General features: G+C 38.8%; 14 protein-coding genes. 11 read left to right on the top strand and 3 right to left on the bottom strand.

The genetic code is table 11. The annotated features are described in order from the left end of the window. Positions 1-11 precede the first annotated feature (11 nt). Positions 12-1,535, top strand: coding sequence for a UDP-glucose--hexose-1-phosphate uridylyltransferase (gene galT / locus SCI76_RS10570; RefSeq protein ID WP_407545184.1), 1,524 nt, complete (start codon positions 12-14; stop codon positions 1,533-1,535). A 42-nt stretch (positions 1,536-1,577) separates the two neighbouring features. Here galT and SCI76_RS10565 read toward each other — a convergent pair whose 3' ends face one another. Together SCI76_RS10565 and SCI76_RS10560 are read right to left on the bottom strand one after the other, a co-directional pair. Beyond that, positions 1,578-2,462 (bottom strand): NAD(P)-dependent oxidoreductase, encoded by an 885-nt coding sequence (locus SCI76_RS10565; RefSeq protein WP_033578041.1) that lies wholly within the window; start codon positions 2,460-2,462, stop codon positions 1,578-1,580. 203 nt (positions 2,463-2,665) lie between these two features. Then, positions 2,666-2,854: a YjzD family protein gene (locus SCI76_RS10560; RefSeq protein WP_028412377.1), complete on the bottom strand. Its 189-nt coding sequence runs from the start codon at positions 2,852-2,854 to the stop codon at positions 2,666-2,668. A gap of 209 nt (positions 2,855-3,063) precedes the next feature. On the opposite strand from SCI76_RS10560, the gene SCI76_RS10555 reads away from it, so the two are divergent. From SCI76_RS10555 to SCI76_RS10545, 3 genes are all read left to right on the top strand, one after another. Continuing rightward, positions 3,064-3,804 carry a hypothetical protein gene (locus SCI76_RS10555; protein ID WP_013055401.1) on the top strand — a complete coding sequence of 247 codons (741 nt, stop codon included), beginning with the start codon at positions 3,064-3,066 and terminating at the stop codon, positions 3,802-3,804. A 181-nt stretch (positions 3,805-3,985) separates the two neighbouring features. Further along, the gene (locus SCI76_RS10550) at positions 3,986-4,870 is read left to right on the top strand and encodes an NAD(P)-dependent oxidoreductase (RefSeq protein WP_033578042.1); all 885 of its coding nucleotides are present in this window, start codon (positions 3,986-3,988) and stop codon (positions 4,868-4,870) included. A 77-nt stretch (positions 4,871-4,947) separates the two neighbouring features. Further along, positions 4,948-5,142 (top strand): ComZ family protein, encoded by a 195-nt coding sequence (locus SCI76_RS10545; RefSeq protein ID WP_013081746.1) that lies wholly within the window; start codon positions 4,948-4,950, stop codon positions 5,140-5,142. A 28-nt stretch (positions 5,143-5,170) separates the two neighbouring features. On the opposite strand, the gene SCI76_RS10540 is transcribed toward SCI76_RS10545, so the two are convergent. Then, positions 5,171-5,371, bottom strand: coding sequence for a hypothetical protein (locus tag SCI76_RS10540; RefSeq protein WP_028412375.1), 201 nt, complete (start codon positions 5,369-5,371; stop codon positions 5,171-5,173). 256 nt (positions 5,372-5,627) lie between these two features. On the opposite strand from SCI76_RS10540, the gene SCI76_RS10535 reads away from it, so the two are divergent. The 7 genes from SCI76_RS10535 (at position 5,628) to opp4B (ending at position 13,736) form a co-directional block, all read left to right on the top strand. Further along, positions 5,628-6,566 carry a beta-ketoacyl-ACP synthase III gene (locus SCI76_RS10535; RefSeq protein ID WP_013081747.1) on the top strand — a complete coding sequence of 313 codons (939 nt, stop codon included), beginning with the start codon at positions 5,628-5,630 and terminating at the stop codon, positions 6,564-6,566. A gap of 39 nt (positions 6,567-6,605) precedes the next feature. Then, positions 6,606-7,847 carry a beta-ketoacyl-ACP synthase II gene (fabF, locus tag SCI76_RS10530; RefSeq protein ID WP_048021967.1) on the top strand — a complete coding sequence of 414 codons (1,242 nt, stop codon included), beginning with the start codon at positions 6,606-6,608 and terminating at the stop codon, positions 7,845-7,847. A 106-nt stretch (positions 7,848-7,953) separates the two neighbouring features. After that, complete coding sequence (locus tag SCI76_RS10525; protein ID WP_016763040.1) at positions 7,954-8,727, top strand: DUF2268 domain-containing protein; 774 nt, start codon at positions 7,954-7,956, stop codon at positions 8,725-8,727. A 226-nt stretch (positions 8,728-8,953) separates the two neighbouring features. After that, positions 8,954-9,976: an ABC transporter ATP-binding protein gene (locus SCI76_RS10520; protein ID WP_048021969.1), complete on the top strand. Its 1,023-nt coding sequence runs from the start codon at positions 8,954-8,956 to the stop codon at positions 9,974-9,976. Next, positions 9,976-10,959 (top strand): ABC transporter ATP-binding protein, encoded by a 984-nt coding sequence (locus SCI76_RS10515; protein ID WP_028412371.1) that lies wholly within the window; start codon positions 9,976-9,978, stop codon positions 10,957-10,959. Before SCI76_RS10520 ends, SCI76_RS10515 begins: the two co-directional genes overlap by 1 nt. Positions 10,960-11,002: 43 nt before the next feature. After that, the gene (gene opp4A, locus SCI76_RS10510) at positions 11,003-12,742 is read left to right on the top strand and encodes an oligopeptide ABC transporter substrate-binding protein (protein ID WP_034267675.1); all 1,740 of its coding nucleotides are present in this window, start codon (positions 11,003-11,005) and stop codon (positions 12,740-12,742) included. A gap of 28 nt (positions 12,743-12,770) precedes the next feature. Beyond that, positions 12,771-13,736: an oligopeptide ABC transporter permease gene (gene opp4B / locus SCI76_RS10505; RefSeq protein ID WP_063248141.1), complete on the top strand. Its 966-nt coding sequence runs from the start codon at positions 12,771-12,773 to the stop codon at positions 13,734-13,736. Position 13,737 lies beyond the last annotated feature (1 nt).

The raw sequence follows: 13,737 nt of genomic DNA, 5'->3' as shown, positions 1-13,737 counted from the left end.
GGAACGAGTGTATGTCAGTCAACATTCATGAAGAAATCACCCGACTTATTCAATATGGTTTACAAAAGAATCTAGTAACAAAATGGGATATAGATGTGGTGAGAAATAAACTGCTGGAAGTGTTAGAACTCGACGAATGTATTACGGTAGAAGTTAAAGAAGAACGTTTGGAACATCCAGCTGCTATTTTAGATAACATGCTTGATTGGGCTGCCGAAAACAATCGAATCGCCGATAATTCTATCACATATAGAGATTTATTCGATACCAAAATAATGGGATGCTTTGCAAGCATGCCTTCAGAGGTTAATCGAACCTTTTACGATCACTATCAGCAAAACCCTCAAAAAGCCACAAGCTATTATTATAAGCTGTCAAAAGACATTCACTATATTCGCAGAGATCGAATTGCTAAAAACGAAAGATGGGTAACAAACACTGACTTTGGAGAACTTGAAATTACTATCAACTTATCTAAGCCGGAAAAAGATCCAAAAGCAATTGCAGCAAGCAAATCACTGAAAGAAAGCAACTACCCGCTATGCCTGCTCTGTAAAGAAAATGCTGGCTATGCAGGCCGCATTAACCACCCAGCTCGCCAAAATCACCGGATTATCCCTGTGGAATTGCAGGAAGAGCTGTGGTACATGCAGTTTTCACCTTACGTTTATTATAATGAACATGCCATTGTTTTTGCGAGTGAGCATACACCTATGCATATTTCAAAGCAAACGTTTAAGCGGCTGCTTGCCTTCGTTGAACAATTCCCACATTATTTTTTAGGGTCAAATGCAGATTTACCCATCGTAGGAGGATCTATTTTAACGCATGATCACTTTCAAGGAGGCTATCATGAGTTTCCTATGGCTAAAGCAAGAATAAATAAATCGTTCTCTCTTGAAGCGCATCCAAACGTGAAAGCTGGAATTGTTCATTGGCCAATGTCGGTCGTTCGTCTTCAAAGTTCGCACCTTGCACCATTAGTGGAAGCAGCGGATTTCATTTTGAAGAAATGGAAATCATATAGTGATCAAAGTGCTGGTATTTTAGCTTTTACAGATCAAACCCCTCACAATACGGTCACGCCTATTGCTAGGAAAAGAGGGGATTTGTACGAATTAGATTTAGTACTGCGAAACAATCGAACAAACAGCAAGCATCCAGATGGCATTTATCATCCGCATGCAGAAGTTCATCATATCAAAAAAGAGAACATAGGTTTAATTGAAGTAATGGGGCTTGCGGTTTTACCCGGTCGTTTGAAAGACGAAATGAGTCTAGTGGCCAAAGGGTTAGTTCAGAATAACCTGAGTGAAGTAGCCAGCAGGCATGATCAAGTGAAAAAACACGTGAAGTGGGCTGAACACATCAAGAAAAAATATCCGCATATTGAAGTGGAAAATGTCCAAAGCATTCTTCAACAAGAGCTCGGTTGGATCTTTGCGACTATTTTAGAGCATGCAGGTGTGTTTAAACAAACTGCTGAAGGGCAGCTCGCATTCAGTCGTTTTATGAATTCGTTAAATGAAGCGTAAATCATTAATAAAAACAGGCAGCTCGTAATGAGCTGCCTGTCTTTATACAGTTAGGGCATGCTGTTTTAAAAGGGTATACAGAGCCTGTGTTCCTTTATTATCCTGGCCTTGTTTTTCGAGCTGTTCATAAAGCGATTTTGCTAATTTTAGCCCGGGTGTATACAGCTCCATTTCTTCAGCTGATTCAATGGCAATCTTCATATCTTTAATGAAGTGTTTAATATAAAAGCCTGGTTCGAAGTCTCCTTTAATCATGCGAGGAGCTAAATTGCTTAACGACCAGCTTCCCGCTGCGCCTGTTTCAATACTTTTTAGAACGGTATTCGGATCTAATCCGGCTTTTTCAGCATAAAGTATCGCTTCGCAGACACCCATCATATTAGAGGCAATAGCAATTTGATTGCACATTTTTGTATGTTGACCAGCACCGGCGCTTCCTTGAAGAACGATATTTGTCCCCATTTTTTCAAGAATAGGCGTAACGGCAGAGAATGCTTCAGAATCGCCTCCTACCATAATCGCTAAGGTTGCTTTCTGAGCCCCAATATCTCCTCCTGAAACAGGAGCGTCAAGCGCATGAATGTGCTTCTCTTTTGCTGCTTGATAAATCTCACGAGCAAGTATAGGGCTTGATGTCGTCATATCAATTGTATAGCAGCCTTTCTTTGCATTATGTATAATGCCGTCTTTTCCTAAATAAATCTCTTTTACATCGTGAGGATAGCCTACCATGGTGATAATAACATCAGATTGTTCGGCCACTTCTTGAACGGTTTCTTTCCATTTGGCCCCTTTTTCAAGTAGTGCTTGAGCACGAGTTTTTGTTCGTGTATAAACAAGGACTTCATATCCTGCGTCAATTAAATGCCCGGCCATGCTTTGACCCATAACGCCTGTTCCGATAAAACCAATTTTTTCTTTAGTCACAGCAGTATTCACTCCTAAAGTTAATAGTTTGATTATTCTAAAATTATATAGTTAAAGTTTGGGATAATCAATGATTCCGACTATATATAGATAGAGAAAAGCACTCTCAGTCCTATGTCTTGAATACGAGGTAAGGAAAGAAAGTACTGAGAAGAACCTATGCCAAAAAATAAAAAAAGCGCTGGCTTTACAGCCAACACTTTTTAGTGTTGATTATTTGCTGGTTTATTCGGTACACCCAGTTCTCCAATCAAAATTACAACTAGCGTGAAAACTACTCCAAGGATGGAAGCGGTTGCGAAACTGTAAGTACCGCCCGTCATTGCAGAGATTACGTACACTGCCATATTCATTAGTAAAAAGCCCCAAACAAAAGCCATTACGACACGCATTCTATTCACCTCATTTACAGTACAGTTTGATTTCATTTTAGCATATACCAGTCAAATAAGAAATTGAATTTTTTATGAATAAATAAGGGGCGTGCTCCCATGCAGAAACAAAAGAGCAATAAGTCAGAAATAGGCATTATTCTAGTGCGCTTTTTTATGGTTCTATCATACACTGTATGGAACAACTAGTAAGTTACGGAGGAAGAGCTATGATACATCGACGCTTTTTTAGCTTAGATACGCAATGGAATGTCGTACATGTCCCTGAACGACCGAATGGTTTCGGTGTGTTAGTATTGGGTGATAAAGATCATTTTGTTGAAAGTTCAACTAGCTTATGGATTCAGCACGGCGGAAGGTCACAGCTGTTGCAATGTTTACAAGATGAAGGATACACAGTATTTTATTCCAATTTATATGGCCGGCATTGGGGGTCTCCTGAAGCATATCACCTTGCAAAACAACTTTATCATTTAGTAATGAAACAAGAAATTTTAAATAAACGAATTCATATTTTAGCTGAAGGAATGGGGGCTCTGTTAGCGCTGCAGCTAATGGAAAATGACGGGAATACGTTCATTCGATCAGCTGGTTTACTAAATCCGTGTATTGATCTTCATACGCATGCAGAACATGAAAAAAACAATAAATTCTTTTATAAACAATTCACGAAGGACTTGACTCAAGCTTATAAAGTGGAGCGGAAGCAAGTATCAAAGCTAATTAAGGAGTACCCTTCCGTTACGGAATTAAAATCAACGCTGCCCGTGAAGATATGGACCGCGCCTAATGCCTCTACTCATTATCCAATTGCACACAGTAAAAAATATGAACTACATCGTGAAGAACTTCACTCTCCGATTATGCTTTCACTTTATTTGCCTGAAAAAAACTATTTATTTGAACGGTCCCTTCTCCAATTTTATAAACAGCATGAAAAAGTGTTATAAGCAAAGCTTCTATGATTATACATATCATAGGGGCTTTTTGTATAAGAGATAAAAGGAAAAAGAGAGTTCATGATGTTTTTACGGATGAACTACTTTGAAATAAGGAATGAGTACTCTCTATAACTATAGGGCTTTAAGCTTTTGTTTAATAAATGATGAATGAAGAATTGGAGGAAGCGATATGGGAAATGTAGTAGTAATAGGGGCAAACCGCTTTATTGGTTTTCATTTATGTATGACTTTTTTAGACGAAGGTACAGAAGTAAAAGGATATACACATTCTGCTCATAAAGAAGAAGATGATTTGCAGGAAGAGATGAAATTTTTCTTAGGGCGAAACGCTAATTATGTATCGACTGAAGTAGGCGATTCATTAGATATGATTACCTCAGAAACGGATATTGTCTACTTCACGTATTTCGATGGAGGAGATTTTTATCATCCTGATTTTTTAAGACAAGAAATGCAAAAAGCGCAGCAAGTACTCATTCAAGCACTTAATAAATGCCGTCAATTCAACATTCGATTTGTGTTTGTTTCTACCATGCGCGTATTTGGAGACCAGCAGCGAAAGATTGAAGAAACAACAATTCCAGAACCGGACAGTAGTGAAGGAAGGCTATACGTTCATTTTGAGCGAATGATAGAAAAATATAAAGATGATGGATGGCCCATTATGATTGTCAGAACGCCCACTCTTTACGGACCTTGGCAGCCTTTGTCAATGTGCTATTCTAAAAATATTGCCGGGTACGAGGAAGCTTTTACCATTATGGAAGGCACGGATTTTATTATTTATATTGAAGACGCCGTCAGTGCACTCAGACGCTGTAAAACTGGTGCATATTCATATGAAGTGGTTCATTTAGTTGAAGAAAAATTACAGCCTTGGAGCGCTGGAGCAAACATTACTCATATGGAGGTGAAGGAAGAAGCGGCTCAAGAAAAATATGAAATCAGCAGGAAAGCGAAAGAACTGCTGCATTTTTCTTCCAAAGTAACGGCTAAAGAAGGCATTTACCTGCAAAAAAAACATATGAGAACATTCTTTTTACCTCTTCATTAAAAGGAAAAAGTTGTACTTATAGAATAGATTCGCTAATATAAGGAGGAATAAATGTTTTTAATAAAGGAGATTTCACTATGGAAGAGCAAAATATGCAATTCATGCAAATTGCAATGAAGTACTTGCCAGAAGCAAAGCAGATTTTAGATGAAACAGGCGTTGAGTTATCAATGGAACACGTACAGCCGGTATTGACATTACTGACAAAAGTAATGAACGACGCCTATGAGCTTGGCAAGCAAGATGCATTAGCTGAAAATGAAAACAACTAAAGAAAACAGCTCGGTAGAATCCGAGCTGTTATTTTTGTTTGTAAAATAAATCGACTAAAGGGGCAAACTGTTTAAGAAGAGGAGCTAGTTCTTCAACGGCGAGTACAATTTCATCGATTTGTTTGAATAATCTTTCCCACTCCTCTCGCTCTCTTTCTTCTCTTGATTTTCTGCGCCCAGCTCCAAACATAAAATCAGAAAAAGCTTCATTTCTTTGTCTTCTTGCCATGATACTCATTCCTTTCACTATTTTAATGGTGGGTAAGTTCTTACCTAATGTCCCATACTAGAGTAAGAGGGACCCGTATGATTACTATATGTAGCATGATAGATACCTGAGTAGGACGAACACCCATATAGACAAAAAATAAAAAATGAAGTAAAATTAGTACCAACTCATAATAATTGATTATATAATCGGTAAATGAAATGACAGATATAGGTTTTATAGGAATATAAGCCTTTTATTTAAAGGAGAGGTTGATATGAACGCTGGTGTTCTAGGAATTGGACGTTATGTACCAGAGAAAGTTGTAACAAATTTAGATCTTGAAAAAGTAATGGATACATCAGATGAGTGGATTCGTACGCGCACAGGTATTCAAGAGCGCCGAATTGCAGCCGATAACGAGGACACATCTGATTTAGCTTATAAAGCAGCAGTTGAAGCTTTACATAAAGCTAACGTCGAGGCAGAAGATATTGACATGATCATTGTTGCTACGGTAACGCCAGATCAACCGTTTCCTACAGTATCATGTATGCTGCAAGAAAAATTGGGAGCAAAAAAAGCAGCTTCTTACGATGTGAGTGCAGCATGTGCAGGATTTATGTACGGCATGATTACAGCTAAGCAATTTATTGAAACTAATGCTTACAAGCATATATTAGTGGTCGGTGTAGAAAAGCTTTCTAAGATTACAGATTGGGACGACCGTAACACGGCTGTTTTATTCGGAGACGGAGCAGGTGCAGTTGTAATGGGACCTGTGTCAGAAGGACGAGGTATTTTATCCTTTGAACTAGGATCCGACGGTACAGGAGGCAAGCACTTGTATCAAAACGAGCTTGATCATATTGTCATGAACGGACGTGAAGTATTTAAGTTTGCTGTTCGACAAATGGGGGAATCTGCTGTTAATGTAATTGAAAAAGCAGGTTTAACAAAAGAGGATGTTGATTTTCTTGTACCTCATCAAGCGAATATTCGTATTATGGAAGCTGCAAGACAGCGATTAGACTTGCCTGAAGAAAAAATGTCTAAAACAATCCAATACTACGGCAATACATCAGCAGCATCGATTCCAATTTCAATTGTTCATGAGCTTGAAGCAGGGAAAATTCAAGACGATGATTTAATTGTAATGGTTGGCTTCGGAGGCGGCTTAACATGGGGAGCTATTGCCATTAGATGGGGAAAATAACACTACATTTTTAAAGCAACTGAAGGAGATGAATGTACGATGAATAAAAAACGTGTAGTTGTAACAGGACTTGGTGGGCTTACACCAATTGGAAATGACGTAGAAACAGCTTGGAAAAACGCAGTAGCAGGCGTGTCTGGCGTTGGTCCTTTAACAAGACTAGATGCAGATGAATTTCCTGCTAAAGTAGCGGCTGAAGTAAAAGATTTTAACGTGGAAGATTTTATTGATCGCAAAGAGGCTCGTAAGATGGACCGCTTTACTCAATATGCAATGGTAGCTGCATTGGCGGCTGTTAAAGATGCGAATTTGACTATTACGGAAGAGATTGCTCCAAACGTCGGGGTTTGGATTGGATCTGGAATTGGCGGTATGGAAACGTTTGAAAATCAATATTCAACGTTATTAGAAAAAGGTGCCCGCCGTGTAAGTCCATTCTTTATTCCGATGATGATTCCTGATATGGCAACAGGACAAGTTTCTATTGCTTTAGGGGCGAAAGGCGTGAACTCTTGTACGGTAACGGCGTGTGCAACAGGTACAAACTCTATTGGTGATGCATTTAAAGTCATTCAACGCGGAGATGCAGACGTGATGGTGACGGGCGGTACGGAAGCACCAATCACGCGTTTATCTATTGCTGGTTTCTGTGCGAATAAAGCACTTTCTACAAATCCAGATCCTGCAACAGCATCTCGTCCGTTTGATAAAGACCGCGACGGCTTCGTTATGGGAGAAGGTGCGGGTGTTGTTGTGCTTGAAGAGCTTGAACATGCATTAGCACGCGGCGCACGTATTTATGCTGAAATTGTGGGCTATGGTTCAACAGGAGATGCTCATCATATCACAGCGCCAGCTCCAGGAGGAGAAGGCGGCGTTCGTGCAATGCGTCATGCGATTGAAGATGCAGGTCTACAGCCAAGTGATATTGATTACATCAATGCTCACGGTACAAGTACAGGGTACAACGATAAATTTGAAACGATGGCTATTAAAGAAGTATTTGGTGACCACGCTCAAAAAGTAGCAATTAGTTCAACAAAGTCAATGACTGGCCACTTGCTAGGAGCTGCTGGTGGAGTAGAAGCTATTTTTAGTGTGAAAGCAATTCAAGACGGTATTCTTCCTCCAACAATTAACTATCAAACACCCGATGAAGAGTGCGATTTAGACTACATTCCAAACAAAGCGCGTAAGCAAGAAGTAAAAGCGGTGCTAAGCAACTCACTTGGATTTGGCGGTCACAATGCAACAATCATCTTTAAAAAGTACGAAGCATAATGAAAAATTCTAGGCTGACGCCTAGAATTTTTTTTATTTTTAATAACCAAAAGAGTAGCTGTGAACATATCATGAAACAAAAGGATGAAGAAAGAGAGGGGAAAACATGCCGATTGTTTCAACTTCTACTTGGACGGAGCCGAAAGAAATAAGCCGTTATCTTGCGCGCTATTTTAAGAAATTAAAAGAAAAAGAATATATGGAATTACTTTTTAACTATGGAATGTGTCCGCCTTCTTTAATGTTTATAAAAGAATTAGAAGAAATGAAGAAAAGGCAGGTTTGGAAGAAAGTAAAAGCACATTATGAAAAGCTTAAAAAAGCATGGAATGGGCCGGATGTAGCAGTGCTAGTGCTTCCAAGCAATCCTCGAAATCGAAAAATGCAGCGTGAATTTAACGGAAGAGCAGGTGTCGCTTTTACCGATAAATTATTTGTGTTTATGACAAGTCATACATCCGATGAAGAAATGTTAGCGGTGCTTACCCATGAATATCATCACGTTTGCAGGCTAAAAGCCATTAACAAATCTGATGAAACGATTACTTTGTTAGACGCTATGATGATGGAAGGGTTAGCTGAAAGAGCAGTGGAGGAATATTGTGGTAAAAAATATTTAGCCCCTTGGACAAATTATTATACCATTGAAGAAGCTAAAAAAATGTGGGAAAAGCATGTTAAACCTTATTACAATCTGCGCGCTGACGAAAAAAAATATGATCAACTGTTATTCGGCCAAAATTGGTATCCAGAAATGATGGGCTACAATATCGGTTATCATCTTGTTACTTCATGTATGAAGCCTCACACTTTAACTACTACCCAGCTGCTTCCTCTTAGTACCAATACTATCTTAAAAAAATCTGCGTTCCAACTGTAAAAAAATAAGTTCTATATACCCAAAACAAAAAATAGTAAATTTTATCCTGTTTTCAACAAAAAATTAGGAGGTTTATGCGTTAAAGTGCTGAAGAGATATTCAAAAATCATTATTTTAAAAATAAAAAATATAATTAATTTTCAAAATATATTGATTTTGTAATGAAATTGTAATAATATCTTATTCAAATATAACAATTTTTAGAAAAATGAGGTGTGCACTATAAATGGATAAAAAGCCCGTCGAATCAACACCTTTACTAGAAGTGAAAAATTTACAAACTGCTTTTTCCATTAATGATTCCTGGCATAATGCTGTGGACGACGTGTCGTTTCAAGTCGGACGAAAGCGAATTGTAGGAGTTGTAGGAGAATCTGGCTGTGGAAAAAGCGTATTGTCTTTATCCGTTATTGGGCTATTACCTAAAGTAAATAGTCAAATTAGAAGCGGAAGCGTTGTATTTAACGGAAAGAGTCTTACGCACTTATCAGAGGATGAGATGAATGATGTTCGGGGAAAAGACATCTCAATGATTTTCCAAGAACCGATGACATCTCTCAATCCTGTTTTAACCATTGGGTATCAGCTGCAGGAAGTATTGTTTAACCATATGAATATATCGAAAGCGGAAGCGCGTGAAAAAAGCATTGCGCTTTTAAAAAGCGTTGGTATTTCGAGATCCGAAAAGCTCATCGATGAATATCCGCATCAGCTGTCGGGAGGAATGAGACAGCGCGTCATGATTGCCATGGCGGTAGCTTGTCAGCCTAAACTTTTAATTGCGGATGAGCCGACAACCGCCCTGGATGTTACGGTTCAAGCTCAAATTTTAGAATTGTTAAAAGAAATTCAAGAAAGCAATGATATGTCTATTATTATGATTACTCATGATTTAGGAGTCGTTGCTGAGATGTGTGATGAAGTGATTGTCATGTATGGCGGGAAAATTGTTGAGCATACAGATGTTGATACGTTATTTTATGCCCCAAAACATCCGTACACGAAAGCTCTTCTTCACTCAATTCCACGCATGGAAGATGATGTAGAAGTATTAAATACGATCAAAGGAATTGTGCCTTCTCTTGTAAACATGCCGAGGACAGGCTGTCGTTTCGTTAACCGATGTCCTCATGCAATGGAAGACTGCAGTTCCGTTACGCCTGTTCTTCGCGAGGATTCACAGGGGCATGACGTCGCATGTCTGCTGTATGAAAACAGCTATCCGTCAAAAGGAGTGAAGACAAGCTAATGACTAAAGCAGTGAAAGATGTATTGCTAGAAGTTCAGCATTTAAAAACCTACTATCCTATTCACGGGGGATTTTTTCGAAAGAAAATTGGTGATGTAAAAGCAGTTGACGGTATTTCCTTTGCGATTCGAAAAGGAGAAACGCTCGGTCTGGTAGGAGAATCTGGCTGTGGAAAATCCACGGCAGGAAGGACGATTCTAAGACTGTTGGAACCAACTAGCGGAAAAATTATTTTCGATGGTAAAGATATCACAGAAGCAAGAGGAACTTCTCTCCGTAAAATTAGACAAGATTTCCAAATGGTTTTTCAAGATCCCTATGCTTCCCTCAATCCAATGCAAATGGTTGGAGATGTTATTTCTGAACCAATTCGGAATTTTACAGGAAAATCAACCAATCAATTAAAATCAGAAGTTATGAATCTACTTACAAAAGTAGGGTTACCGGAAGATGCATACTATAAATATCCTCACGAATTTTCCGGTGGACAGCGTCAGCGTATTGGAATTGCACGTGCACTTGCACTTCGTCCAAAACTTATTATTGCTGATGAACCGGTGTCGGCACTTGACGTTTCTGTCCAATCACAAGTTTTAAACCTTCTTAAAGAACTTCAACAAGAATTCGACCTAACCTTTTTATTTATTGCCCATGATTTGAGTGTTGTTAAACATATGAGTGACCGTATCGGTGTTATGTACCTAGGCGGTTTAGTGGAAATTGCTGATAAGAAAAGTCTATACGCAGAGCCGTTGCACCCTTATACGCAAGCGCTTGTATCGGCTATACCTGAACCAGATCCACGGAAGAAAAAACAGCGTATTATTTTACAGGGAGATGTGCCAAGTCCAATTGATCCGCCAAAAGGCTGTGCGTTTCATCCTCGCTGTATACATGCCATGGCAGAGTGCAGCCAAACGAAACCTGCCTTAAAGGAGGTGAGACCTGGCCATCAAGTAGCTTGCCATTTATATAACTCGTAAAAGCTACATACGAACAGATTATTAGTTAAATAGGGGGAACGTCATGATGAAAAAGAAATCGTTTTTATCACTTGTTTCCATTTTGCTTGTGCTATCGCTTTTTCTAGCGGCATGCAGCGGTGGAAGCAGTTCTTCATCTTCTAGTAATAAAGAAGGCGGAGAAGCAAAAACTGAAGGTGCAAAAACAGACAAGCCAAAAGATGGCGGAACGATTACGTATGGGATTGACGGAGCGCCGGAAGGGCTTTTTGAGTACGCATTGTATGGTAGTGCGTATGATAGCCAAATCTTAGAATTTATCAATGAAGGTCTTTTTACTTATGATAAGAAATTAAAAATTAAATCTGACTTAGCTACTTGGGACGTGAGTGGTGATAAACTAACTTACACGTTTAAATTAAAAAAGGGGATTAAGTGGCATAACGGAGATCCATTAACTGCAGATGATTTTAAATATACGTATGAAACGATTGCTGATAAAGACTATACAGGTCCACGCTATGTAAACGTTGAGCATATTAAAGGCGCTCAAGAATATCATGACGGCAAAGCGGATTCTATTTCCGGAGTTGAAGTGGTAGATCCGCAAACATTTAAAGTAACGTTTAAAGAAGTTCGTGTAAATAACTTAGACAATCTATGGCCGTATCCAATGCCGAAAAAGTACTATGAAGGAATTGCTGTAAAAGATCTTGCAGAGTCCAAACAAGTTCGTAAAGAGCCTATTGGTGTTGGACCATTTAAAGTGAAAAAAGTGGTAGCAAGTGAATATGTTCAGATGGAACGCAATGATGACTATTGGAAAGGTAAGCCTCATCTTGATGGCGTTGTTGTAAAAGTACTGGATCCATCTGTTTCCGCCGGAGCATTGAAAAAAGGCGATGTCGACATTATGGATGTTCGCCCAGCTGATTTAGGGCAAGTTGAAAAAGCAGAAAACTTAGACTTTTTGGAAGGGAAATCAACTAGTTATTCGTATATTGGTCTACGATTTGGACATCGTGATAAAAACGCTGGTAAAAACGTAGATGATTATGATAAGTTCAAAGATCTAAAACTTCGTCAAGCATTGCTTTACGCAATAGATAGAAAAGCAATGGTAAAAGCATTTATGAACGACAAAGCGGTTGTTTCTAACACAGTTATTCCGTCTGTATTCTGGATTGCTGCTGACCAAAAAGATTTAACAAAGTACAAGTATAGTCCAGAAAAAGCTAAGAAATTGTTAGCTGAAGCTGGTTATAAAGATAAGAATAATGACGGTTTTGTAGAAGATCCAAACGGAAAACCATTTACGATCTCATTTGGTCACTATGCTGGTCCAGCCAACTTCGAGGGTCGTGCGAAGGCTATTATGCAAGCATGGAATGATATTGGTATTAAAACAAAATTAGCAACGGGTTCACTTGTTGAATTTAACTTGTACAATGAAATGAAAGATAACGACGATAAGGCGTTAGAAGCGTTCTTCGGTTCTTGGGACACTGGTTCAGATCCAGATCCTACAGGATTATGGAGCTCTAATGCTGAATGGAACTATGGCCGTTGGGTAAATAAGGAATCTGATGAAATGCTTAAAGACGGTTTGAGTGAAAAATCATTTGATGATAAACACCGTAAAGATGTATATGTAAAATGGCAAAAATTCTTTAACGAGCAGCTGCCAGCACTTCCTTTATGGGAAAATATCAATATTTATGCTGTGAATAAGCGTGTGAAAAACGTAACTCTAGATCCATCAACGGTAGTTGTAGATCCGGAGAAATGGTCTGTAACGGAATAAGTATTTTACATGTAAAGGAGAGTCAAAGATGCTGCAATACTCACTAAGACGTATTTTAGGGATGATTCCAATGTTGATTCTGATCTCCTTTGTTGTGTTTTCCCTGGCAAAAATGATGCCAGGGGACCCTTTTGGGGGAGAAATCAACCCCAGTAATACAGATCCAAAATACATTGAGGCAATGCGTGATAAGCTAGGATATAACGATCCTATCTACGTTCAATATTGGAACTGGGTAAAGGGAGTGGCACAAGGAGATTTAGGAAAGTCAACAACTCATAAGTTACCGACATTAGATATTATTTTAGAGCGTATGCCTAATACGATCTTTTTAGCTTTGACTTCGCTTTTGATTACGTATGTGTTTGCATTTATTTTAGGTATGTATGCAGGAAGAAAACCGTATACCTTAGCAGATAACTTTATTGCAGGATATAATTACTTTGCATTAGCGGTTCCATCGTTTATCGCAGGGATCGTAGGCATTTATTTATTTTCCTTTCAGTTAGGCTGGTTTCCGTTTAGCGGTTCTGTTGAAGTAGGATTAAAAGAGGGATCATGGGAATTTATTCAAAGTAGAATTCATCACGTTATATTACCTGCACTGATTCTTGGCTTGATGTCGACCGCGCAGTATACCCAATTTTTGCGCAATGATATTATTGAAAACAGTCGCAAAGATTTTGTGCGCACAGCTAGAGCAAAAGGAACAAAAGAATCTAAAATTTATAATGTTCATATCTTACGCAACTCAATGATTCCGCTTATTACGTTTTTAGGGTTTGATCTTGTAACAATCATTAGCGGTTCTATCATTACAGAGACAATCTTTACGTATCCAGGAATCGGAAAGTTGTTTGTTGACTCTGTAGCAACTCGTGACTACTCAGTTATGATGTCGCTTACAATGCTGTTTTCAATTTTAACACTAGTTGGGAATCTGGTTGCTGATTTGTTATACGGCGTAGCAGATCCGCGTATTCGTTTGGATTAGG

Source organism: Priestia sp. HNGD-A6, assembly GCF_045784335.1.
GTDB classification, from domain to species: Bacteria; Bacillota; Bacilli; order Bacillales; family Bacillaceae_H; genus Priestia; species Priestia zanthoxyli.
This window is presented reverse-complemented; position numbering and strand designations above follow the sequence as displayed.

Bases quoted from the DNA above. Each gene is read 5' to 3' on its own strand.
- galT (WP_407545184.1), top strand. From the start codon at position 12: ATGTCAGTCAACATTCATGAAGAAATCACCCGACTTATTCAATATGGT.
- SCI76_RS10560 (WP_028412377.1), bottom strand. From the start codon at position 2,854: ATGCGTGTCGTAATGGCTTTTGTTTGGGGCTTTTTACTAATGAATATG.
- SCI76_RS10555 (WP_013055401.1), top strand. From the start codon at position 3,064: ATGATACATCGACGCTTTTTTAGCTTAGATACGCAATGGAATGTCGTA.
- SCI76_RS10550 (WP_033578042.1), top strand. From the start codon at position 3,986: ATGGGAAATGTAGTAGTAATAGGGGCAAACCGCTTTATTGGTTTTCAT.
- SCI76_RS10545 (WP_013081746.1), top strand. From the start codon at position 4,948: ATGGAAGAGCAAAATATGCAATTCATGCAAATTGCAATGAAGTACTTG.
- SCI76_RS10540 (WP_028412375.1), bottom strand. From the start codon at position 5,371: ATGGCAAGAAGACAAAGAAATGAAGCTTTTTCTGATTTTATGTTTGGA.
- SCI76_RS10535 (WP_013081747.1), top strand. From the start codon at position 5,628: ATGAACGCTGGTGTTCTAGGAATTGGACGTTATGTACCAGAGAAAGTT.
- fabF (WP_048021967.1), top strand. From the start codon at position 6,606: ATGAATAAAAAACGTGTAGTTGTAACAGGACTTGGTGGGCTTACACCA.
- SCI76_RS10525 (WP_016763040.1), top strand. From the start codon at position 7,954: ATGCCGATTGTTTCAACTTCTACTTGGACGGAGCCGAAAGAAATAAGC.
- SCI76_RS10520 (WP_048021969.1), top strand. From the start codon at position 8,954: ATGGATAAAAAGCCCGTCGAATCAACACCTTTACTAGAAGTGAAAAAT.
- SCI76_RS10515 (WP_028412371.1), top strand. From the start codon at position 9,976: ATGACTAAAGCAGTGAAAGATGTATTGCTAGAAGTTCAGCATTTAAAA.
- opp4A (WP_034267675.1), top strand. From the start codon at position 11,003: ATGATGAAAAAGAAATCGTTTTTATCACTTGTTTCCATTTTGCTTGTG.
- opp4B (WP_063248141.1), top strand. From the start codon at position 12,771: ATGCTGCAATACTCACTAAGACGTATTTTAGGGATGATTCCAATGTTG.